This window comes from Marinobacter sp. E2, assembly GCF_055755345.1.
In genome coordinates this window covers 972,093-995,135 of sequence record NZ_CM146911.1, presented here as the reverse complement: position 1 = coordinate 995,135, position 23,043 = coordinate 972,093, and the positions used below count along the sequence as shown (strand labels likewise).

Genomic DNA, 23,043 nt, shown 5'->3' with positions numbered 1-23,043 from the left:
GCTATTTTGCTATAAAGTAGCTCACATATTTGATTATCGGGCGAATGGCCGCCGCAATCCGGCCATTGCACGGAACCCAAACGCGGACCCCAAGTGACCATGTCGAATATTGTCGAAACCATCAAAGCCGATCTCACCGCCGCCATCGAAGCCGATAAGCTGGTGCTGCCCACCCTTCCGGAAGTGGCCCTGCAGGTAAGGGACATTGCCCAGTCTGATGACTCTTCGATTGCTGATCTGGTGAAGGTGATCAGTAACGATACCGCGCTGTCAGCGCGCATCATCCGGGTGACCAACAGTCCCCTGTTCCGTGGCAGCCGGGCCATCGAGAACCTGAACATGGCGGTGAGTCGCCTGGGCATGGCCTACACCAGCAACCTGGCCATGGGCCTGGCCATGGAGCAGATGTTCCAGGCCACGTCGGACATGATCGACAAGCGCATGCGCGCCACCTGGCAGACCAGCACGGAAGTGGCCGGCGTGTGCCACGTGCTGGCCCAGCACTACACCAAGCTCAAACCAGACCAGGCAACACTGGCGGGCCTGGTGCACCTGATCGGGGTGTTGCCGATCCTGCGCTACGTGGAAGACCAGGACATCCAGATCAGCAGCATCATGCTGGATAACGTGGTCGACGAGCTGCATCCGAAGATTGGCGCGACCATTCTCAAGAAATGGGATTTCCCGAAGGAGCTTCAGAACGTGCCTCTGGAGTACGCCAACTTCCAGCGGCAGGTGCCAGCGGCCGATTACGCGGATCTGGTGATGGTGGCCAATCTGCAACTGGTCGCAGGCTCGGACCATCCGTGGACGGAAATGGACTGGAGCACCATTTCGGCGTTTGATCGGCTGGGGCTGGATCCGAATATCGACATGAGCGAGGAAGAGGATCTGAACGCCCAGATGGAAGCGGCTATGGCGCTGCTTCAGTAATACCCGGCTCTTCTTGCCCCCTCGCTTTTTGGTGGCTGGCGGGGGGCGGTGAGTCTTTCCCTCGGGAAAAGAACTCGCTGCGCTCAGACACCTTTTCCTGTCGGGAAAGACTCACCGCCCCCACACCGACCGAACATCGGAAGGGCACTTCTTACCTACCCTTTCAGCGCTTCTTGTATCTCTCGATGAGCTCAGCTTTGCTTGGCAGCGCCCAGTTTACCGTGGGCTTGCCTTGCTGTTGCAACCAGTCGTTCGCCTTTGAGAAGTGCTTGCAACCGAAGAAGCCCCGGTAGGCGCTCAGCGGTGACGGGTGCGGGCCATCAAGGACCAGGTGTTTGCGGCGGTCGATGTGCTGGCCTTTCTTTTTGGCGTAGCTGCCCCAGAGCAGGAAGACCACGCCCTCGCGCTCCCGGTTGACGGTTTCGATGACTTTGTCGGTGAAGGTTTCCCAGCCTTTGCCCTGGTGGGCGCCGGCCTGGCCCTGGACGACGGTGAGAACGCTGTTAAGGAGGAGCACGCCCTGTTCGGCCCAGGGTTGCAGGCAACCGTGGTCGGGGGGCGTTATGCCCAGGTCGTCCTGGATTTCCTTGAAGATGTTGACCAGTGACGGCGGGGTGGCCACGTTCGGCCGCACGGAGAAGCACAGGCCGTGGGCCTGGCCGGGGCCGTGGTAGGGGTCCTGGCCGAGAATGACCACTCGTACTTTGTCCAGCGGGGTGCTGTTCAAGGCGTTAAAGCAATGCTGACTGGCAGGGAACAGGACTTTGCCAGCCTGTTCCTCGGCGGCCAGAAAGTCCGCCAGGCCCTGCATGTAGGGCTGGCGGAACTCGTCTGCGAGGTGTTCTTTCCAGCCCCGGTCGGGCCTGAGCTGGCTGGCCAGTACCTCAACCGGGCTCATGGCTTATTCCTCGTCTTTGCGCGGCTCGGCCTTGTGCTCGGGGCGCATGGCCGGAAACAGGATGACGTCGCGAATGGACGGGGAATCGGTCAGCAGCATGGCCAGGCGGTCGATGCCGATGCCTTCGCCAGCGGTGGGCGGCAGGCCGTATTCCAGGGCCATCACGTAATCTTCGTCGTAGAACATGGCCTCATCGTCTCCAGCGTCTTTCTCGGCCACCTGGGCCTGGAAGCGCTCGGCCTGGTCTTCGGCGTCGTTGAGCTCGGAGAAGCCGTTGGCGATCTCGCGGCCACCCACGAAGAATTCAAAGCGTTCCGTCACGAACGGGTTGCTGTCCTTGCAACGTGCCAGGGGCGACACTTCTTTCGGGTACTCGGTGATGAACGTCGGCTGCATCAGGCGGTGCTCGGCGGTCGCCTCGAAGATCTCGATCTGGACCTTGCCCAGGCCCCAGCCGTCTTTCAGGTGGATGCCGAGATCCTTGGCTACCTGGCGGGCGCTGGCATCGTCGGCCAGCTGTTCGGCCTTGATGTCCGGGTTGTAGCGCAGGATGGCGTCAACCACGGTCAGTCGCTCGAAGGGCTTTCCGAAATCGTACTCGATGGTCTCTTCCGTGCCATCGGCCAGGGTGCGGGTGTTCACCACGGTGGTGGTGCCAAGTACCTTTTCGGTAATGGTGCGCAGCATGTCCTCGGTGAGATCCATCAGGTCGTTGTAGTCGGCGTAAGCCTGGTAGAACTCGACCATGGTGAACTCGGGATTGTGCCGGGTAGACAGGCCTTCGTTACGGAAGTTGCGGTTAATCTCGAACACCCGCTCGAAGCCGCCCACCACCAGGCGCTTGAGGAACAGCTCCGGCGCAATACGCAGGTACATGTCGATGCCCAGGGCATTGTGGTGGGTCACGAACGGCCGGGCGGTGGCGCCACCGGGGATCACCTGGAGCATGGGGGTCTCTACCTCCATGAAGTCACGCTCGGTGAAATACTGGCGCATGGTGTTGATGATCTTGGAGCGGGCGTAGAACACCCGGCGGCTGTCTTCGTTGACCATCAGGTCCACGTAACGGTGCCGGTACCGGGCCTCGGTGTCGGTCAAACCCTTGTGCTTCTCCGGCAACGGCCTCAGTGACTTGGTGAGCAGCACGTACTCGTCCATGGTCACGTACAGATCACCCTTGCCGGATTTGGACAGGGTACCGCGCACGCCGATTATGTCACCCAGGTCCCAGTGCTTGGTGTCTTTCTGGACGTCCTTGGAGGCGTAGATCTGGATTCGGCCGGTCATGTCCTGAACCACCTTGAACGCCTTGCGGTCGAGCATCATGCGGCCGGCAATGGCTACCTTGATGCCCAGGGACTCCAGCTCTTCCTTGGTTTTGTCACCGTATTTCGCCTGCAGTTCGGCAGCGGTGGCATCACGACGGAAGTCGTTGGGGAAGGCATTGCCCTGCTCGCGCATCTCCGAAAGTTTGGCGCGGCGCTCGGCAATCAGCTTGTTGTCCTCATGCTGTGCGGCATTCTGAGTTTGTTCGGTCATGTTGGCTCACTAGGAATCGGGGTTGTCCGGGTTAGCGTGCAAAGGCGCTGGTTACAGCGCCATCTTCAGGCTGGCTTCGATGAATTTGTCGATATCACCGTCCAGCACCGACTGGGTGTTGCTGGTTTCGACCTTGGTGCGCAGGTCCTTGATACGGCTGTCATCCAGAACGTAGGAACGGATCTGACTGCCCCAGCCGATGTCGGCCTTGGCGTCCTCGGCCTTCTGCTTCTCGGCGTTGCGCTCCTGCATCTCGCGCTCGAACAGTTTGGCCTTCAGCTGTTTCATGGCCTGGTCCTTGTTCTGGTGCTGGCTTCGGCCAGCCTGACAGGCCACGACAATGCCGGTAGGGTTGTGGGTCAGACGCACCGCCGATTCGGTCCGGTTAACGTGCTGACCACCGGCGCCAGAGGCCCGGTAAACGTCCACGCGCAGGTCCGCAGGGTTGATCTCGATCTCGAAGCTGTCATCCACCTCGGGCGATACGAACACCGACGAAAAGGAGGTGTGGCGACGGTTGCCGGAATCGAACGGCGACTTGCGCACCAGCCGGTGCACGCCGGTTTCGGTGCGCAGCCAGCCGTAGGCGTAGTCGCCCTGGATATGGATGGTGGCACTCTTGATACCGGCTACCTCGCCTTCCATCAGCTCGACAATCTCGGCCTTGAAACCCCTGCGCTCGGCCCAGCGCAGGTACATGCGCAGCAGCATGTTGGCCCAGTCCTGGGCCTCGGTACCGCCGGAGCCGGCCTGGATGTCCAGGTAAGCGTTGTTGGCGTCCATCTCACCGGAGAACATTCGGCGGAATTCGAGCTTCTCCAGTTGCTGGTCCAGACCATCAAGGTCGGCCTCGATCTCGGCAACGGTGCCCTCGTCCTCTTCCTCGGCGGCGATGTCCAGCAGGCCTTCGGCGTCTTCCAGGCCAGAGGTGAGGGTGTCGATGGTCTTGACGATCAGTTCAAGATCGGCGCGCTCTTTGCCGAGCGCCTGCGCCCGCTCCGGGTCGTCCCAGACGCTGGGCTGTTCCAGCTCTCGCTCAACTTCGGTCAGTCGTTCACTACGCTGATCGTAGTCAAAGATACCCCCTGAGCGCTTCAGTGCGCTCACGAAGCTCTTTAATCTTCGTCACAATGGGATTAATTTCCATGAAACCCTTACTCGCTCTTGAAAATGGAGAGTAAAAACAGAGGGCGGATTCTACCCGAAATTGGTTTGTAAATCAGCCGTGGTTGACCGCAACTTCGGTGCAAGCGGGAGGCAGGCAGGGCTTTCCGGGAGACGCGGTGAATACGTCCCTGTACGCTTGACGAAAACATCCCTGTTTTCGACACTCCCGGAAAGCCCTGCCTGCCTCCCGCCCAAACATTTGAGCTTGCCTGAGAGTCTGATCGGCCGGGGGCCGGGGTGCTTTTTCTGCCGGGAAAAGGTGTCTGAGCGCAGCGAGTTCTTTTCCCAGAAGAAAAAGCACCCCGGCTCGCGGCCAGCCCTCAGGGCCCGCAAACTCAATGGATCAGGAAAGCGGTTCGAGGTAATCCACCAGCAACTGCAGATTGGTCCGCCCCCGGAAGGTATTGGCGTCCGGCTTGTACACCACCCGGGCCCCGGTGCGGGTGTAGTCCGGCACTTCCGGGCCGGTGTTGAAGGCGATGCCATCGATGATGCCGCCGCCTTCCACCGGCTGCAGCACCAGTTTCAGGTGGTTCTCGCCAACAATCCGCTGGCTCACCACCCGGAATTCGCCGTCGAACAACGGTTCCGGGAAATGCTGACCCCAAGGCCCGGCGCGCTTGAGCAGTGCGGCGGTGCCCAGACACAGCTCGTCCAGGGCCAGGGGGCCGTCGGTGGTGATGGCCGCTTCCAGGTCTTCGGCGGAGGCGGTGTCGCGCACGGCCCGGTCGAAGGCCTCGGAGAAGGCGTCCAGGTCGGATTTGGCCAGGGTCATGCCGGCGGCCATGGCGTGGCCGCCAAATTTCTTCAGCATGCCCGGATGCCGGGCATCCACCACCGCCAGTACGTCGCGGATGTGCAGGCCGGGGACGGACCGGGCCGAGCCCTTGATGTCCTCGCCGTTGTCGTCCGGGGCGAAGGCAATGGTGGGCCGGTGGGTCTGCTCACGAATCCGTGCCGCGAGAATGCCGATCACCCCCTGGTGCCAGTCGGGGTCGAACAGGGCCAGCCCCCACGGCAGACCTTCAATATCCAGCGACATCGAGGCCAGCAGGTCCTGGGCCTGGGCTTTCATGTCCTTCTCGATGGTCCGGCGTTCGCGATTGAAGGTGTCCAGTTCACGGGCCAGTCGTCGGGCTTCATCCGGGCTGTCGGCCAGCAGGCAGGCAATCCCGATGCTCATGTCATCCAGACGGCCGGCGGCGTTCAAGCGGGGGCCAACCACGAAACCGAGATCCGTGGAGCTGATCGCGGTGTGATCCCGGCCGGCCACTTCCAGCAGGGCCAGAATGCCGGGGCGGGCTTCGCCCTGTCGGATTCGGCGCAGGCCCTGCTCCACGAAAATCCGGTTGTTGTGATCGAGCGGCACCACATCGGCTACGGTGCCCAGGGCGACCAGGTCCAGCAGGCTACCCAGGTTGGGCTCCGGATCAGGCAATCGACCGGTTTCCCGGAGGTGTTTGCGCAGGGCGGTAAGCACATAGAACATCACGCCCACGCCGGCGGCGTTCTTGCTGAGGAACGGACAACCGGGCTGGTTGGGGTTGACGATGGCGTCGGCATCGGGCAATTCGTCACCGGCGAGGTGATGATCGGTTACCACAACTCTCACGCCCAGCTCCTTTGCTGCCCGGACGCCCTCTACGGCGGATATGCCGTTATCCACAGTAACCATCAGATCGGGAAGCTGACCCTCGTCGCGCAGGCGATCGATGATCCCAGGCGTGAGCCCGTAGCCATCGGCAAACCGGCTAGGCACCCGGAAATCGATACTCTGCAGGCCCAGCATGGAGAGACCAAGCATCGCCACGGCAGTGCTGGTGGCGCCGTCGGCGTCGAAATCCCCCAGCACCAGGACGCGCTGCTGTCGTGCGATGGCATAGGCAAGGAGCTCCACGGCTCGGTCGATGCCGCGAAGCGACATGGGCGAGGCCAGGTGCTTGAGGGTATAACTCAGCTGTTCATCGGAGGTGACGCCGCGGGCGGCGTAAAGACGGCGCAGCAAAGGAGGCAGGTTTTGCCCCCAACCCACATGGGTGTCGGGCTGGGAGCGACGCAGGATCTTTTTCGGTGTCATACCCGATCAGGCGTTTTTCCAGTGCTTGGCAATGAACTCCTGAACACCCGCGATGTTGTTGTCCAGCACCGTGTAGCGCTCTTCCCGCTCGAACAGATCGGCCATGTGCGCCGGCAGTGGCGGCTCGACGCTAACGCCGGACTCAGCCACGGCATCCGGGAACTTGGCCGGATGGGCGGTGCCCAGGGTGATCATCGGCACTGCCGGATCGCGGCGACAGGTTCTGGCAGCCCGAACGCCAATGGCGGTGTGCGGATCCAGCAGGTATTCGTTCTGCTCGTAGACTTCGCGAATGGTGTCGCAGGTGGTCTTGTCGTCCACGGCGTCACTGTCGAACAACTTGCGCGCATGCTTCCAGCGGTAGTCCTCGATGCTCACCGGGCCTTTCGCTGCGTTCTCGAGCAGCGTCTTCACCGCGAGGCCATCACGACCGTGCAGGTCGAACAGCAGGCGCTCGAAGTTGCTGGACACCATGATGTCCATGCTCGGCGAGAGCGTGTGCTCAAGCTGGTGCTGCTCGTATTTGTTGCCGCTCATGAACCGGTGCAGGATGTCGTTGCGGTTGGTGGCGATCACCAGCTGGGAGATCGGCAGGCCCATCTTCTTGGCCAGGTAGCCGGCAAAAATGTCTCCGAAGTTACCGGTGGGCACCGAGAACGCCATGCTGCGATCCGGACCACCAAGGGCCAGGGACGCGTGGAAGTAGTAAACAATCTGGGCCATGATGCGAGCCCAGTTGATGGAATTCACCGCAGCCAGCTGGGTCTTACCGCCCAGGAACGACTGGTTGCCGAAGCTTTCCTTTACCATGCGCTGGCAGTCGTCGAAATTACCCCGCACAGCGATGTTGTGGATGTTGTCACCCTGTACGGTGGTCATCTGCCGGCGCTGCACCTCGGAGACCCGCTGGTACGGGTGCAGGATGAAGATGTCCACGTGCTCGCAGCGGCGACAGCCCTCAATGGCGGCGGAACCGGTGTCGCCGGAGGTGGCCCCCATGATCACCACGTGCTGCTTGCGCTTCTCCAGCACGTAATCGAGCAGGCGACCCAGCAGTTGCAGCGCGAAGTCCTTGAACGCCAGGGTCGGACCCCGGAACAGCTCCATCACCCACTCGTTGGTGTCCAGCTGCACCAGCGGGGCGACCGCCTTGTGGGCGAACACTGCGTAGGTCTCGTCCAGCATCTTGCGGAAATCGGCCGCAGGGATGGCGTCGTCCACAAACGGATGCATGACGTTGAAGGCCAGCTCACTGTAGGACAGTCCGCGCCAGCTGCGAATCTCCTCCAGGCTGAAATGCGGGAGGGACTCGGGTACGTAGAGGCCGCCATCGGTGGCAAGGCCGGTCAGCAATACGTCTTCAAAGCCCAGGGCGGGGGCTTCGCCCCGCGTACTGATGTATCTCACGTGCTTACCTGTCAGTTGAAGTTTTCAGCGCGAATGCGAACAACGTGGCCGTCGGTGTCAGACAGGGCCTCAAGCTCCTCGATCGCCCGGTTGATCTGACGCTCCTGAACCGTATGGGTCAGGATAATCACCGGAATGCGCCCGTCCTTCACCTCGGACTCTTTCTGCATGATCGACTCGATGTTGATGCCGTGCTCGCTCAGGATGGAAGCAATTTTGGCCAGCACACCCGGGCGATCCAGCGCGGTAATGCGCAGGTAGTAGGCGGACTGGATATCCTCCATGGACAGGACATCCAGATTCTCGATGGCGTCCGGCGCAAAGCCCAGGTAGGGCACGCGCTGGCTGCTCTCAGTGGCCACGGCACGGGCCACGTCTACGATGTCGGCAATGACCGCTGAGGCAGTGGCTTCATCCCCGGCACCCGGACCGTAGTACATGGTCTGGCCGACCGCGTCACCGTCCACAAGTACCGCGTTAAGCACACCGTCTACCTGGGCAATCAGATGGCTCTGGGGTACCAGGGTCGGGTGCACCCGCAGCTCAATGCCGTCGTCCCGGCGACGGGCAATACCCAGGTGCTTGATGCGATAACCCAGCAACTCGGCGTGGGAAATATCGTAGGGGGTGATCTTGGAGATACCCTCGGTGAAACCTTTTTCAAACTGAAGCGGCACACCAAAGCCGGCCGAGGCCAGGATGGTGAGCTTGTGGGCGGCATCGATACCTTCCACGTCGAAGGTCGGATCGGCCTCGGCGTAACCCAGATCCTGGGCCTCTTTCAGTACTTCCGAGAATTCACGACCGGCGCGCATTTCAGTCAGGATGTAATTACCGGTGCCGTTGATGATGCCGGCGATCCAGTCAATTCGGTTGGCGGCCATGCCTTCGCGCACCGCCTTGATCACCGGGATACCACCGGCAACGCCAGCCTCGTAGGCCACCACGACGCCGGCTTTCTGAGCCGCTTCAAAAATCTCGTTACCGTGCACGGCGATCAGCGCCTTGTTGGCCGTGACCACGTGCTTGCCATTGCGGATGGCAGCAAGCACCAGCTCCCGGGCAGCGTCGTAGCCGCCGATCAGCTCAACCACGATATCCACTTCGGGGTCGTTGACCACGTCATAGATGTCGGTACTGAAGGGCACGTCCCCAAGGTCCATGTCCTCGCGCGCCCGGCGACTGGCAATCCGGGTAATCCGGATGTTGCAGCCTGCCCGACCGGCAATAAGCCTGGCGTTGCGGGTCAAGACATTGAAGGTACCGCCGCCGACGGTTCCCAGTCCGCAGATTCCGACACTGACGTCTTTCAAACTCTCACCTCTGATCCCGAAGGGGTGCTGATGAATGATAATGAGGGGCTAGTATACCGATTCAGGCGGCGGTGAATAAGCCCTGAATCACGGTCTGCCCAAGACCGCAGCCATCTCCCCCGGAACACGCCTTAGAGCAGTCCGAGACCCTCGGCCAGGCGTGCTGCCGGAACATAGCCCCGAACCATGGTGCCGTCCTCCAGGACAATCGCCGGCGTGCCTGTTACACCGACCTTCCCGCCGAGGCGATACTGGGCCTCCACCGGGTTGTCGCAGCTCGCCTGCTCCACGGTCCGTCCGGCCTTTGCGGCATTCATGGCGGCCTGCTGGTCATCGGCACACCACACGGACACATACTTGGTGAACGACGGAGTACCAGGACCTGAACGGGGGAATGCGTAGTAATTCACGGTGATGCCATATTCGTTCAGCTGCGCCACCTCGTCGTGCAGTTTTCTGCAGTAAGGACAATCAATGTCAGTGAACACATCCACAACGGCCTTTTCGTTCTCGGCCGCAAAGGTAATGGCGCCCTCGTCACCAAACTCGGCCATGGTGGCGCGACGGGCTTCGGCACGGCCGGCCTCGGTTACGTTGGCGATGCCCTGGTCGGTGATTTTCAGGAGATCGCCGGTCATCAGGTACTGGCCATCGGCGGTGGTATAGATGGTTTCACCGTTATTGCTTTGCACCTCGTAGAGGCCGCTGGCTTCGGATTCGCGAACCGAAGTTACCTGAAGGCCTGGCACCGCTTTACTCAACCGCTCGGCAATCCTGTCCTCAATTTCACCGGCACTGACGACGGCGGAGGAGAACAGTCCGGCAACCAGACCGAGCACGACAACAAAGGGTTTGATATTCATGTTGGCAGACGTACCTTTTTTCAGAGAGCTCTTCAAACCCGGCAGTAATGACACAGGCCGGGGACCAAATCAATGCGACACGCAGAGTTTGCCAAAGTTCACTCAGCCGCGGGGATGATGGGCCTGATGCAGCGCCTGCAATCGCTGGCGCGCCACGTGGGTGTATATCTGCGTGGTTGACAGGTCCGAATGCCCCAACAGCATCTGCACAACCCGAAGATCCGCGCCGTGGTTCAGCAAGTGCGTGGCGAAGGCGTGCCTGAGCGTGTGTGGAGACAGATGCTTGCGAATCCCGACCCGCATTGCGTAATGCCGTATCCGATACCAGAAGGTCTGGCGCGTCATCGCGGCAGCGCGATTGCCCGGGAAAAGCGCGTCACAGGGCTGCCCTTTGAGGAGCTCGGGGCGCGCCTCCTTCATATAGCGAACCAGCCAGTCCACCGCCTCCTCTCCCAGAGGTACCAGCCGCTCCTTGCCGCCCTTCCCGGTAATCCGGACCACACCCTGGCGCAGGTTGACCTGATCAACCCTCAGGCCGGTGAGCTCCGAGACCCGCAGACCACACCCGTAGAGGATTTCCAGCATGGCCTTGTCCCTGAGTTCGATCGGAAGCTCGGGGTCAGGTTCGGCCAGTAGCGAATCCACCTCTTCCTCGGTCAGGGAATCCGGCAGACGCCGGGGCAGCCTGGGGCTGTCGATCTGCAACGTGGGATCCTCGGCAACGATCCCTTCGCGCAGCAGGTAGCGGTAAAACCGGCGAAGACCGGAGAGCCGCCGGGCCGCCGTTGACGTCTTGACACCCTCGGCAAGGCCACTGGACATCCAGGCCAGCAGATCGACCCTCCGGACACTCACCAGCCCCGCACTGCCGGGCTGATCTGCCACCCACTGAGCCAACCGGCGCAGGTCACTGGCGTAGGCCTGACGGGTCTTCTCACCCAGGCCATCTTCAAGCCAGAGAGCATCAACAAACTGACTGATCAGGGATTCATCGTCCAGAGGCACGCTGCGTTCGTCCTTTTTTCGACAGTCGGAGCAGATTACCAGAGGCCTGAACACAAAAAAGGCAGCCCTGGGCTGCCTTTTTCTTCGTACTGTTCAGCGCGTGGCTGCTCAGCCCAGCTTTTCCTTGATGCGAGCTGCCTTACCAGACAGATCACGCAGGTAGTAAAGCTTGGCCTGGCGCACATCGCCACGACGCTTCACGCTGACGCTGTCGATCAGCTTGGAGTAGGTCTGGAAAGTACGCTCAACGCCAACACCGTAGGAAATTTTACGCACGGTGAAAGAAGAGTTCATGCCGCGGTTGCGCTTGCCGATGACCACACCTTCGAACGCCTGCAGACGCTCACGGTTACCTTCGGTCACGCGAACCTGAACGACCACGGTGTCACCCGGCGCAAAGGCAGGGATTTCCTTGGTCATCTGTTCTGCTTCAATTTGACTGATGATGTTGTTCTTGCCGCTCATCGTAATGCTCCTGATACCCAATCTGTTAATGCCCTGACCATTCAGAGGCACCCGGTTCGTTCAAAATCTCATCCAGCAGCGCACGCTCTTCGTCCGTAAACACCCGCTTTTCCAGCAGGTCGGGGCGTCGCTCCCGGGTTCGCCTCAGCGACTGCTTCAGTCGCCAACGCCGGATCTGATCATGGTGACCGCCCAATAAAACATCCGGCACCGCCTGACCTTCATAAACCTCGGGCCGGGTGTAGTGCGGACAATCCAGCAAACCGTCGGCGAACGAATCCTGCTCTGCCGACTGCGCATGACCCAGCGCTCCGGGGATGAGGCGTGTTACCGCGTCGATGACGGCCATGGCCGCCAATTCGCCACCGGAAAGTACAAAATCTCCCAGCGACACTTCCCGGTCGACTTCCGCGGTGATCAGGCGCTCATCAACGCCTTCATACCGACCTGCCACCAGAATCAGCTGCTGCTCGGCCGCCAACGACTCGACCAGCGACTGGTTCAGGGTTTCACCCTGGGGCGACAGGTAAACCACGCAGGGCTTTGCCGGTGCCGACTTTCGGGCTGCATGGATGGCGTCTCTCAGGGGCTGAATTTTCATCAGCATCCCGGGGCCGCCACCATAAGGCCTGTCGTCCACTGTGCGGTGCCGGTCGTGGGTGAAATCCCTCGGGTTCCAGCACTGGAAATCCAGGAGACCGTCCCGAACAGCCCTACCGGTGATACCGAAATCCGTTACCGCACTGAACATGTCCGGGAACAGACTGACCGCGCCAATCCACACCCGTCAGAACTCCGGATCCCAGTCGACGACCATGCGCTTCGCCGCCAGGTCCACACCCTGAACCACCTGGTCCGGGAGGTAGGGAATCAGGCGTTCACGCTGGTCAATGGAACCCGCGTTTGCCTTTACCACCAACACATCGTTGGATCCGGTTTCCATGAGGTGGTGCACTTCACCAAGGCACTCACCGTCAGCCGTAACGACCTCAAGGCCCTCAAGCTGAAACCAGTAATACTCCCCCTCGGGGAGCTCCGGCAGCTCAGCCGTTGAAACCCGGATTTCTGCGCCACAATAGGTGCGCGCAAGGTCCCGATCATCAATACCTTTCAGCCTGACAACGATCCCCTGCCCCTGGCGGCGACCTTCCTCAAGCTTGGCCGGAATACGCTTTCCGTCCAGATCAAGGATCCAGTGCGGATACTCGAGTATTCCTTCCTTGGGATCGGTATAGGAGTAAACCTTGAGCCACCCCTTGACCCCAAACACCGAGGTTATCCGGCCGATCACAGTTTCCTGCGAAGTCTGTGTCATGCCACGAACCCCGGCGCTACAGCTGAACTTACTGGGCCGCCTTCAGCAGCTGAGCAACGCGCTCGCTGGTCTGTGCACCCTGGCCCAGCCAGAAATCAACGCGCTCACGATCCACACGCAGACGCTCTTCCTGACCACGGGCGATCGGGTTGAAGAAACCAACACGCTCGATGAAACGACCGTCGCGTGATTTGCGGCTGTCAGTGACTGTCAGATGGTAGAACGGGCGCTTCTTGGAACCGCCACGAGCCAAACGGATTGTTACCATTTAACCAATATCCTGTTCTGTTGTACGAACTTTGTACGATTCACGCCGACGAACTTGCGGCCGGCGTGAAGACCCATACTCGAAAGGGGCGCTATTCTATGCTAAAAAAACGCCAAAGAAAACAGCAAAACCGGTGGATTGCGCGTTTTCTGCGTAAGGCTTTTTACATACGACCGAAGGGCGGCATTCCACCGCCGCCACCCGGGGGCATCATGCCTCCCATGCCGCGCATCATATTCGCCATTCCGCCCTTCTTGCCAAACTTTTTCATCATCTTCTGCATCTGCTTGTGCTGCTTGAGCAGACGGTTCACATCCTGGATCTGGGTGCCCGAGCCAGCAGCAATGCGTCGCTTGCGTGAATTGTTGATCACATCGGGGTAGCGCCGTTCTTTCGGTGTCATGGAGCAGATGATGGCCTCCATCTGACCCATGGACTTGTCGTTGACCTGTTGCTGGGCCATCTGTGCCATCTGACCCATGCCGGGCAGCTTGTCGAGCAGGCCGCCGATGCCACCCATGTTTTTCATCTGCTGCAGCTGGTCCCGGAAGTCTTCCAGATCAAAACCCTTACCTTTTTTGATCTTCTTGGTGAGCTTCTGCGCCTTCTTCTGGTCCAGCTTGCGCTCGGCTTCCTCTATAAGGGAGAGCACATCCCCCATACCGAGAATCCTGGAGGCCACCCGATCGGGATGGAACGGCTCCAGCGCATCGGACTTTTCGCCAACACCCAGAAACTTGATGGGCTTGCCGGTGATGTGCCGAACGGACAATGCCGCACCACCACGGGAGTCGCCGTCGGTCTTGGTGAGCACCACACCGGTCAGGGGCAGCGCGTCGTTGAATGCCTTGGCGGTGTTGGCTGCGTCCTGGCCGGTCATTGCGTCCACAACAAACAGGGTTTCGACCGGCTTGACCGCTTTGTGAAGCCGGCCAATCTCCCCCATCATCTGCTCATCCACGTGCAGACGACCGGCGGTGTCCAGAATCACCACATCAATGTGCTTCTTGCGGGCGGCCGCGATGGCGCCCTCGGCAATGTCCACCGGGTCCTGCTCGGTTGTGCTCGGGAAAAACTCGACGCCAACCTCTCCAGCCAGCGTTTCCAACTGCCGAATCGCCGCAGGGCGGTATACGTCGGCACTGACCACCAGCACGGATTTTTTCTGACGCTCCTTCAGGAAGCGTGAGAGCTTGGCCACGGTGGTGGTCTTACCGGCACCCTGCAGACCGGCCATCATGATCACAGCGGGGGGCTGCACATTCAGCGCCAGGGACTCATTGCGCTCGCCCATGACCCGTTCCAGCTCCTGCTGGACCACTTTTACAAAGACCTGGCCCGGGGTCAGGCTGCGCTGGACTTCCTGACCAATGGCACGGGTTCGGACACCTTCAACGAAATCCTTCACCACCGGCAGCGCGACATCCGCCTCGAGCAGCGCCTTGCGCACCTCCCGGAGGGTATCCTTGATGTTGTCATCGGTAAGACGGGCCTGGCCGGAAATCTTGCGCAGGCTGCCCGAAAGTCGGTCTTGGAGGTTCTCAAACATGTTGCTCTTCCGTACCCCGGATAAATTGAGTGCCCGGATCGTCAGAGCCTGCCCGGCTCCTTGATTCCAGTTGCATAATCGCGACATTATAACCAGACTATCGCCCTGAAACGACCAGCCCGGTCACATCGGCTCAAACCTGCGCCGATCCCCAGTCAGAACAGTGGTTAATAAGGACGTCATGGGAACGCTGATTCTCGCGGTCACCTCTCTTTTTCTGTACAGCGTGGGTACTGCGCTGAAAGCCCTCCATTTCCGGGGCCGGGTCCAGAGCAATCTTGCAATTACCACCCTGATCGGAGTGCTGGCACTGACCAGCCATGGCCTTCTGATTGGCCAGACTCTGCACCAGTCGGGCGGCTTCGACCTCAGCTTTTTCAAGAGCTCCATGCTCATTTCCTGGCTGATCGTCCTTCTGCTACTCGGCCTGAACCTGAAGAAGCCGGTTCAGAGTCTCTTCCTTGGCGTTTATCCTCTGGCCATCCTGACCATTATTCTGGCGCTGGTTGCCCACGGCCCTTCCCGGCTGGTATCTGACCAGAGCTACGGCATGCTGTCACACGTCGCACTTTCCGTAACCGCCTACAGCCTGTTCTCCCTGGCCGCCATCCAGGCGGTACTGCTCTATGTCCAGAATCGGCAACTGAAGCACAACTACAACAGCCTGCTGGTGCGCAACCTGCCGCCGCTCCAGACCATGGAATCCCTGCTGTTCGAAATGGTATGGGCCGGCGTCGTGCTGCTGATCCTTGCCATTGTTACCGGTGCGCTGTTCATCCAGGATCTGTTTGCCCAGGATCTTGCTCACAAGACGGTGTTCTCGATCCTCTCGCTCATGGTCTTCATCGCCTTGCTGATTGGCCGGTACACCCGGGGTTGGCGTGGCATCACCGCCAGCCGCTGGACCCTGGCCGGCTGCCTGCTGCTGATGCTCGCCTTTTATGGCAGCAAGTTTGTTCTCGAACTGGTATTCCACCGCGGCGGCTGAGCCTCCCTATCAACGGCAAGCCGCTTGACACGAGGCTTCGCTAACACCTATTTTCGCTACTTGTCAGTTATATAAGGACACCTCTTTTGAACGAAACATCGCTGACCGCGCTGTTTATCCTGCTCGTTGGGCTGATTCTTTTCTCCGCGTTCTTCTCCAGCTCCGAAACCGGCATGATGTCGCTGAACCGGTACCGCCTGAAACACATGGCAAAAACCGGCCACAAAGGCGCCAAGCGGGCCCAGGGGTTACTGCAACGTACCGATCAGCTGATCGGCGTTATCCTGATTGGCAACAATTTCGTCAATATCCTGGCATCGTCCATCGCCACGGTCATCGCCATTCGGGTATGGGGCGATGCGGGCATTGCCATCGCAACCGTCCTGCTGACGATTGTCATCCTGATCTTCGCGGAAGTAACACCGAAAACCCTGGCCGCCCTGTTCCCTGAAAAAATTGCCTTCCCCGCCAGCCACGTACTCGGACCACTGCTCAAAATCCTGTATCCGATTGTCTGGGCGGTAAACCTGTTCACCGGGGGCATTCTGAAAGTGCTGGGCGTTTCAGCCACTGACGCCGCCAACGACCACCTTAGCCGGGAAGAACTTCGAACCCTGGTGAACGAGGCGGGCGCACTGATTCCAGCCAAACACAAGGACATGCTGGTCAGCATCCTGGATCTGGAAAAGGTGACGGTGAACGACATCATGGTGCCCCGCAACGAGGTGGTCGGCATTGATCTGGAAGACGACACCGACACCATCCTGCGACAGCTGCGCAGCAGTCAGCACACCCGGCTGCCCGTGTACAAGGGCGACATCAACAGCATCCAGGGCATTCTGCACCTGCGCAGCGCCTCCAAACTGCTGCAGCAGGAAGAGATCAACAAAGCGATGATCATGCAGCTCTGCCAGGAGCCCTACTTCATACCTGAAAGCACCCCGCTCAACACCCAGTTGATCAACTTCCAGAAAGGCCGGCGCCGCTTCGGCATTGTGGTCGACGAGTACGGCGATGTGCTCGGGCTCGCCACTCTGGAGGATATTCTTGAGGAAATCGTGGGCGACTTCACCACCGATTACGCGGCTACCAGCCCGGATATCATTCCCCAGGACGACGGCACCTTTATCATCGACGGCACGGCTGCGGTGCGAACCATTAACAAGACCCTGGGCTGGAAACTGCCGACTGATGGCCCGAAAACGCTCAACGGGCTGATCACCGAGACTCTCGAGAACATTCCGGACACCAACGTTTGCCTCAAGGTATCCGGGCACCGGGTGGAGGTACTTCAGATCAAGGACAACGTGGTCAAAGCCGCCATCGTGCACCCCAAAAAACGCAAGAAGCGGGCGCTGTCGCTGGGCTGACACCCCTCACCCCGGTCAGCGCACGCCATATACCTTACCGTTATAGCGGACGCCACCGTTGAAAGATCAAAATTTAACCACCCGCTTGACCGGCAGCAGCGCCCGGACAACACTGAGATGCTTCGGCTAAAGCCCGCGCATCGATACCATCCGTCCTTTTTGAATTTGCTCTCAGGTTAGCGTTTGGTCATGTTAACTTTTGAGAAAATGCGGTAAATTTAAACAATAACGAGAAGACAGGGAAAACCAGCTCGGTCATGTATCCGGTTGAGGCGTAAACAGGAGTCTGCCATGAACAAGCAGTCCGGCATACATTACCTCCGCGAACACAGGGAAGCGGGAAGCAACAAACCGGTTCCGGCGGAGGTTACCCGTATCCGGGACACGGTTGTCGCCGGACTTGGTGATTTGCTCCAGGGCGCCTTTGACGCTGTGGACGACTCGCTGTTTGAACTGGCCAACAACGCCCGAAGCAACAACGAACAGAACCGCTACTTCGAGGCCATGCGCGAGATCCGCATCAAGCGCAAGGGCGTGGAGCGGCATTTCCAGAATACCGTGGCGCAGTATTTCGCCAATCCGCCGCACACCGGGCCACTTCACGAAGAAACGGCCAGCCGGCAGGCCAGCGCCGATACCCTCTCCCTCGTTGGCAATGATGACCTGGAAGAACAGGTAGCCCTGAATGCCATGATCACCAAGGCACAGGCGCATTTCCAGGGGCCACTGCTGCAGCTTCAGACCCGCTTCAGCCAGGTCTATCCCGGGGCCACCGAGGAGTCTCCGGTCAACCCGATGGCGCCAGAACACCTGTGCAGCGCATTTACCGAGGCGATACAGGCGCTTGAGATCCAGATCCGCGAACGCCTGATCCTGCTCAAGCAGTTTGATCGCTACGTGGTCTCCAACCTCGGCATGCTTCTGGACGAAGCCAATCGCATTCTGATCCAGGCCGGCGTCATTCCGAACTTCCGGTATCACGGCAAGACCGGGCAACAGCAAAACAGCCCGGACGCACAAGGCAGTGGAGCCCACGAGGACACCAAAACCCGGGAGTCCTCTGTCGCATCGGGCCAAAGTGGCGCCGTTTTTGAACAGATTCGCCAGATGCTAGCCCTTCAGCGCGCCAATGCCGGCATACCGCCGCGTTCGGCCAACCCCAACGTGCGCGTGGTGGGTGATTCGGAACTGGCCAGTCTACTGAACTCTCTGCCCTTGTCGGTGACCCGGCAGAACGAGCAGAACCTCAGTGACGGCGAGCCCGTGACCGTAGACCTGCGGCAACTGGTCAGGCAATTGATTGCCCAGCAGGCAGACCGCGGTGACGGCCGGAAGCCGGAACTGAACGAGGTGGATGAGGACCTGATCAACCTGGTCTCCATGCTGTTCGAGTTCATCCTCGACGACTACAACCTGTCGGCACCGGTACAGGTACTGATCAGCCGGTTGCAGATCCCCATTCTGAAGGTGGTCATCCGCGACAAGAGCTTCTTCAGCCAGGCGACGCACCCGGCCCGACGGCTGCTCAACTCGCTCGCCAGGGCCGGTATTGGCTGGAGCACCAGTGACGAGAAGGCCAAGGACAAGCTCTACGGCCAGATACACAACATTGTCCAGCGGATCCTCAACGAATTCGACGGGGACATTGAGCTGTTTGAAACCCTGAACCAAGAATTCGAACGTTTTCTTGAACGGGAGAATCGCAAAGCGTCCCTCGTGGAACAGCGAACCCGGGAATCCGAGCGGGGCCGCATAAAATCCCAGGCCGCCCAGCAGACCGTCGATAACCTGCTCAGGCAAAAGGTGTCACGCTACAAGCTGCCACAGCCCATCCACGACATCCTCATGAATGGCTGGAGCCGCGTTATGTTCCTGGCCTACCTGCGCGACGACGTTGAGCATCGCTGGAACGCCACCGTCAAGGTGGTCGATGACCTGATCTGGTGTCTGCATCCCCACCAGGAGGATGAAGAAAGGGACCAGTGGGTACGCGTGGTTCCCGGTCTGCTGAAGGCGCTACGCGCGGGCTTGGAAGAGGTTTCCTACAATTCCTCGCGCCTCGACGAAATGATGGGTCAGCTCAAGCATGAACTGGCCGAAGCCTTCCGGACCAACGCCGCCATTGAAGCCCGACAGGATTCTCCGCAGGATCCGGAACCGGAGGAAACGGCAGCAGTGCACCAGACCGCCGTTGAAAGGCAGCAGGAACTCGAGGACGCGGCGGTATCCGAGTATGTTGCGCAGATCGAGGGTATCGAAATAGGCAACTGGGTGGAATTCCGCCTGGTCAACGGCGCCAGCTTCCGCTGCAAACTCTCGGCAATCATTGAAGAGGCCGACTGCTTTGTGTTCGTTAACCGGATGGGGCTCAAGGTGATCGAGAAAACCCGCATCGAGCTGGCCCATGAAATGCGACGGGGCAGGCTCACCCTGCTGGAGCAGGGCGCGCTGATTGACCGGGCACTGGACGCGGTGGTTGGCAGCCTGCGGAGCAAGACAGCCTGACACATGCCTGACCAGAGCAGTACAAGCGCCCTGCCGGCCGCCTACCGGCTGGGCCTGGCCGTATCGCTTGCGCTTCTGGCTCATACCCTGCTTCTCTCGGGCCTGCCCACGCCATTTGTCAGCCAGCCGGACCGGCACAGGGAAAGCCTGAGTGTCGAATTGGTCACCGAGGGCTCACGCCCGTCCAGCCCGCAGGCCAGTGGTCAGCCCTCGACCGACCGAAAAGCCACGCCAATTCCTCCGTTCGAGCTGCAGCCGGAGATTACAACAGTCCCGAGCCCCGAAGTGGTGACCACCAACGATACCCGGCGATCGCCCCCTCCCGCCGAGCAACCAGCGCCCGCACCTGCCGAGCCTGTCCAGCAACCGGACACCAGCTCATCCCCGTCACCCGCAACCAGCTCGCAAACCGCGAGCCCGAGCCGGGCCGGAAGCCAGGCCCCAGCCGACAGCGCGCAGGAACCTGAGCCGATGACCCGGATTACACGCTCACCGGCGGAGGCCGATCCCTACCTGGTTAAACTCGCCACGCATCTGGCCAGAGAGCTTGAGAACATGCGGGTACCGGCCATCAGCCAGTTGCCGGGGCCGGTGGCTATGGAAGTGGAACTTCAACTGCTGGGAAATGGGGCACTGACCCGTGCCAGGGTGGTGAAATCAACCGGAGTGGCGAACATAGACAGCGCCGCCTATCGGGCGGCTCTCGCTGCCAGCCCCTATCCGGAACCTCCGGGGGCGGGCCCCGGAGAAAACCGCTTCGAAGTAGAACTGCTGTTTACCCCGAAGCGGCTTTGACCCACATCCTATCGAAGGCGGGGATCAGGCTTCCGCCTGCTTTGCAGCGGCCTTGACCATCTTGGCCAGTTCACCACTCTCCGACATCTCCAGCACGATATCGCAACCACCCACCAGCTCACCGTTGATGTAGAGCTGCGGATAGGTCGGCCAGCTGGAATAAACCTTCAGGGCCTCGCGGAGCTCCTGGTTGTCCAGGATGTTTACAAACGCAAACCGCTCGCCGCAGGCCATCAGGGCCTGTACGGTCTTGGCCGAGAAGCCGCACTGAGGCGCCTGGGGGCTGCCCTTCATGTACAGAATGATCGGGTTCTCGTCGAGCTGGCTTTTGATGGTTTCATTGATGTCCATGAACGTCTACCTCTGTTGGAACACTCTTGCCACACGGCAATTGACTTGGCACTCATTGTACACGGCTGCCGAACACCTCTCCAAATACCGTGATTTGACCCCGGACAAGTGCCCTGGTTCCACCCCGGTAACGGCGTTGTCATACCGGGCCCGACGGGCTAGACTTGATCCCCCATTTTCAAGCCAGCAGTCCGGCAAACCGCCAATGGCGGGATTCGTGGAGATAAGGGCCAGTCCATGGCAGCAAGACATTTTCTGACATTGAACGACATGACAACCAGTGAACTGGAAGATCTGGTTGATCATGCCACGCACCTGCGCAACGAATGGCGTCAGGGCAAGGTGCGGGACTCCCTGAAAAACCGGGTCCTGGCGATGATCTTCGAAAAGTCCTCCACCCGGACACGCGTGTCCTTCGAGGCAGGCATGGCCCAGCTGGGCGGCTCCGCCATGTTTCTGTCTCCCAGGGACACCCAGCTCGGCCGGGGCGAACCCATTGAAGACTCCGCCATTGTGATCTCCAGCATGGTGGACGCAGTGATGATCCGCACCTTCGCCCACGAGACGGTCGAGCGCTTTGCCGCCGCCTCCCGGGTTCCGGTCATCAATGCCCTGACCGACGAATTCCACCCCTGCCAGTTGCTGGCCGACATGCAGACTTACCGGGAACACCGGGGCAGTATCCGCGGGGCAACCGTGGCCTGGATCGGCGACGGTAACAATATGTGCCATTCCTACATCAACGCGGCCGCACAGTTCGATTTTCACCTGAACGTTGCCTGCCCGGAAGGCTATGAACCCGCAAAGGAACTGCTGGAAGCCCACAGCGACCGGGTCACCCTGTTCCGGGATCCTCGCGAAGCGGCGCGACAGGCCCAGCTTCTGGTGACTGACGTCTGGGCCTCCATGGGCCAGGAGGACGAACAGAAAGCCCGCGAGAAGGCTTTTCGTGGCTACCAGATCAATCCGGACCTGTTGGCCGTGGCCGACAAGAACGCCCTGTTCATGCACTGCCTGCCCGCGCATCGGGGCGAGGAAATATCCAGCGACATGATGGACCACCCTGCGTCGGTGGTCTGGCACGAGGCAGAGAACCGCCTTCATGCCCAGAAGGCGTTGCTTGAATTTCTGATTCTGAACCGTCTGGGCTGACGCGATGGATACCTCTGCTCACTCCCCGGCCGACTGGCTGCTTGAGGTGACCAACCTCTCGTGCGGTTATGGCGGCGATTCCGTGGTCAAGGACGTCAGCTTTGCACTGAGCCACGGCGACATTGGCTGCCTCCTGGGGCCCAGCGGCTGCGGAAAAAGCACGATATTACGGGCACTGGCGGGATTCCTGCCGTTGAACGGTGGAGAAATCAGCTTGCAATCCCAGGCCATCAGCCTGCCTGGCCGAACCTTGCAGCCAGAAAAACGCAGAATCGGCATGGTCTTTCAGGATTATGCCCTGTTCCCCCACCTGACCATTGCTGACAACGTCGGTTTCGGTCTGCGCAATCTGGGCAAAGCCGAAAAACGTCAGAAGGTCATGGAACTGCTCAATGTGGTGCATCTGCAGGACCTGGCCGATAACTACCCGCACGAACTGTCTGGTGGCCAGCAACAGCGTGTCGCCCTGGCCCGCGCTCTGGCGCCCGAGCCCACGCTGATCCTGCTGGACGAGCCCTTCTCCAACCTCGACGCGGACCTGCGCCGGAGACTGAGCCTGGATGTCCGGGAAATCCTCAAGACGCTGGGTATCAGCGCCATCCTGGTGACCCACGACCAGCAGGAAGCCTTTGCGATGTGCGACCAGGTGGCGGTGTTGCGGGACGGTCGAATCCAGCAATGGGACGTGCCCTACAATCTTTACCACGAACCGGCCAACCGCTTCGTCGCCAGCTTTGTCGGCCAGGGTGGTTTCATTCCCGGTACGGCCCTTGGGCCGGACGCCATTGAATCAGAGCTGGGCGTGATCCATGGCAACCGGGCCTATAAATGGTCACCGGGCACCCTGGTGGATGTGCTGATACGGCCCGATGATATCGTGCACGATCCGGAGTCAGATCTGCGCCCCAAGGTGATTGAAAAGACCTTTGCCGGCACCTCAACCCTGTATCGCTTCCGTTGCTCGGAAGACACCGAGTTCGAGGCACTGTTCCGAAGCCACCTGGACTTCCACCTCGGCGAACACGTGCCGGTCCGGGTCGAGGCGGATCACCTGATTGCCTTCGAGCGGACCGCCTGACCCAC

Annotated in this window: 21 protein-coding genes; 7 read left to right on the top strand and 14 right to left on the bottom strand. The window is 60.2% G+C overall.

Annotation, left to right across the window (positions count from 1 at the left end; all coding sequences use genetic code 11):
- Positions 1-99 precede the first annotated feature (99 nt).
- Positions 100-933 carry an HDOD domain-containing protein gene (locus tag AC0J1C_RS04520; RefSeq protein ID WP_473046500.1) on the top strand — a complete coding sequence of 278 codons (834 nt, stop codon included), beginning with the start codon at positions 100-102 and terminating at the stop codon, positions 931-933.
- A 163-nt stretch (positions 934-1,096) separates the two neighbouring features.
- Here AC0J1C_RS04520 and ung read toward each other — a convergent pair whose 3' ends face one another.
- The 13 genes from ung to ffh form a co-directional block, all read right to left on the bottom strand.
- Complete coding sequence (ung, locus tag AC0J1C_RS04515; RefSeq protein ID WP_473045776.1) at positions 1,097-1,831, bottom strand: uracil-DNA glycosylase; 735 nt, start codon at positions 1,829-1,831, stop codon at positions 1,097-1,099.
- Between the two features lie 3 nt (positions 1,832-1,834).
- Positions 1,835-3,370, bottom strand: coding sequence for a lysine--tRNA ligase (gene lysS, locus AC0J1C_RS04510; RefSeq protein ID WP_473045774.1), 1,536 nt, complete (start codon positions 3,368-3,370; stop codon positions 1,835-1,837).
- Between the two features lie 51 nt (positions 3,371-3,421).
- A protein-coding gene (gene prfB / locus AC0J1C_RS04505; RefSeq protein WP_473045773.1) for a peptide chain release factor 2 occupies positions 3,422-4,517 on the bottom strand; the annotation gives its coding sequence in 2 pieces (ribosomal slippage) (positions 3,422-4,444 and positions 4,446-4,517; 1,095 coding nt in all).
- Between the two features lie 363 nt (positions 4,518-4,880).
- Positions 4,881-6,614 (bottom strand): single-stranded-DNA-specific exonuclease RecJ, encoded by a 1,734-nt coding sequence (gene recJ / locus AC0J1C_RS04500; protein WP_473045772.1) that lies wholly within the window; start codon positions 6,612-6,614, stop codon positions 4,881-4,883.
- A 6-nt stretch (positions 6,615-6,620) separates the two neighbouring features.
- Positions 6,621-8,021, bottom strand: coding sequence for a threonine synthase (thrC, locus tag AC0J1C_RS04495; protein WP_473045771.1), 1,401 nt, complete (start codon positions 8,019-8,021; stop codon positions 6,621-6,623).
- 11 nt (positions 8,022-8,032) lie between these two features.
- A complete protein-coding gene (locus AC0J1C_RS04490; protein WP_473045770.1) occupies positions 8,033-9,334 on the bottom strand; it encodes a homoserine dehydrogenase in 1,302 nt (433 codons plus the stop codon).
- Between the two features lie 131 nt (positions 9,335-9,465).
- A complete protein-coding gene (locus AC0J1C_RS04485) occupies positions 9,466-10,197 on the bottom strand; it encodes a DsbC family protein (protein ID WP_473045769.1) in 732 nt (243 codons plus the stop codon).
- Between the two features lie 102 nt (positions 10,198-10,299).
- The gene (gene xerD / locus AC0J1C_RS04480; protein WP_473045768.1) at positions 10,300-11,202 is read right to left on the bottom strand and encodes a site-specific tyrosine recombinase XerD; all 903 of its coding nucleotides are present in this window, start codon (positions 11,200-11,202) and stop codon (positions 10,300-10,302) included.
- Between the two features lie 108 nt (positions 11,203-11,310).
- Positions 11,311-11,667 carry a 50S ribosomal protein L19 gene (gene rplS, locus AC0J1C_RS04475; RefSeq protein ID WP_473045767.1) on the bottom strand — a complete coding sequence of 119 codons (357 nt, stop codon included), beginning with the start codon at positions 11,665-11,667 and terminating at the stop codon, positions 11,311-11,313.
- A gap of 25 nt (positions 11,668-11,692) precedes the next feature.
- The gene (trmD, locus tag AC0J1C_RS04470; RefSeq protein WP_473046499.1) at positions 11,693-12,418 is read right to left on the bottom strand and encodes a tRNA (guanosine(37)-N1)-methyltransferase TrmD; all 726 of its coding nucleotides are present in this window, start codon (positions 12,416-12,418) and stop codon (positions 11,693-11,695) included.
- A gap of 36 nt (positions 12,419-12,454) precedes the next feature.
- Complete coding sequence (gene rimM / locus AC0J1C_RS04465; protein ID WP_473045766.1) at positions 12,455-12,982, bottom strand: ribosome maturation factor RimM; 528 nt, start codon at positions 12,980-12,982, stop codon at positions 12,455-12,457.
- Positions 12,983-13,010: 28 nt separating this feature from the next.
- Positions 13,011-13,250, bottom strand: a complete 240-nt coding sequence (gene rpsP, locus AC0J1C_RS04460) for a 30S ribosomal protein S16 (RefSeq protein WP_473045764.1) — start codon at positions 13,248-13,250, stop codon at positions 13,011-13,013.
- Positions 13,251-13,413: 163 nt separating this feature from the next.
- Positions 13,414-14,799: a signal recognition particle protein gene (gene ffh, locus AC0J1C_RS04455; protein ID WP_473045762.1), complete on the bottom strand. Its 1,386-nt coding sequence runs from the start codon at positions 14,797-14,799 to the stop codon at positions 13,414-13,416.
- Positions 14,800-14,980: 181 nt separating this feature from the next.
- Here ffh and AC0J1C_RS04450 point away from each other — a divergent pair, with 181 nt between their 5' ends.
- From AC0J1C_RS04450 to AC0J1C_RS04435, 4 genes are all read left to right on the top strand, one after another.
- Positions 14,981-15,787: a cytochrome C assembly family protein gene (locus tag AC0J1C_RS04450; protein ID WP_473045761.1), complete on the top strand. Its 807-nt coding sequence runs from the start codon at positions 14,981-14,983 to the stop codon at positions 15,785-15,787.
- An 86-nt stretch (positions 15,788-15,873) separates the two neighbouring features.
- Positions 15,874-17,157 (top strand): HlyC/CorC family transporter, encoded by a 1,284-nt coding sequence (locus tag AC0J1C_RS04445; RefSeq protein WP_375193926.1) that lies wholly within the window; start codon positions 15,874-15,876, stop codon positions 17,155-17,157.
- 291 nt (positions 17,158-17,448) lie between these two features.
- On the top strand, positions 17,449-19,662 hold the full coding sequence (locus AC0J1C_RS04440; protein WP_473045760.1) for a DUF1631 domain-containing protein: 2,214 nt from the start codon (positions 17,449-17,451) through the stop codon (positions 19,660-19,662).
- 3 nt (positions 19,663-19,665) lie between these two features.
- Positions 19,666-20,457 (top strand): TonB family protein, encoded by a 792-nt coding sequence (locus tag AC0J1C_RS04435; RefSeq protein ID WP_473045758.1) that lies wholly within the window; start codon positions 19,666-19,668, stop codon positions 20,455-20,457.
- 24 nt (positions 20,458-20,481) lie between these two features.
- Here AC0J1C_RS04435 and grxD read toward each other — a convergent pair whose 3' ends face one another.
- Positions 20,482-20,808 (bottom strand): Grx4 family monothiol glutaredoxin, encoded by a 327-nt coding sequence (gene grxD / locus AC0J1C_RS04430; RefSeq protein WP_091991581.1) that lies wholly within the window; start codon positions 20,806-20,808, stop codon positions 20,482-20,484.
- 237 nt (positions 20,809-21,045) lie between these two features.
- On the opposite strand from grxD, the gene argF reads away from it, so the two are divergent.
- Positions 21,046-21,960, top strand: coding sequence for an ornithine carbamoyltransferase (argF, locus tag AC0J1C_RS04425; protein WP_375193923.1), 915 nt, complete (start codon positions 21,046-21,048; stop codon positions 21,958-21,960).
- 4 nt (positions 21,961-21,964) lie between these two features.
- Positions 21,965-23,038 (top strand): ABC transporter ATP-binding protein, encoded by a 1,074-nt coding sequence (locus tag AC0J1C_RS04420; RefSeq protein ID WP_091991585.1) that lies wholly within the window; start codon positions 21,965-21,967, stop codon positions 23,036-23,038.
- The last annotated feature ends 5 nt before the right edge of the window (positions 23,039-23,043 follow it).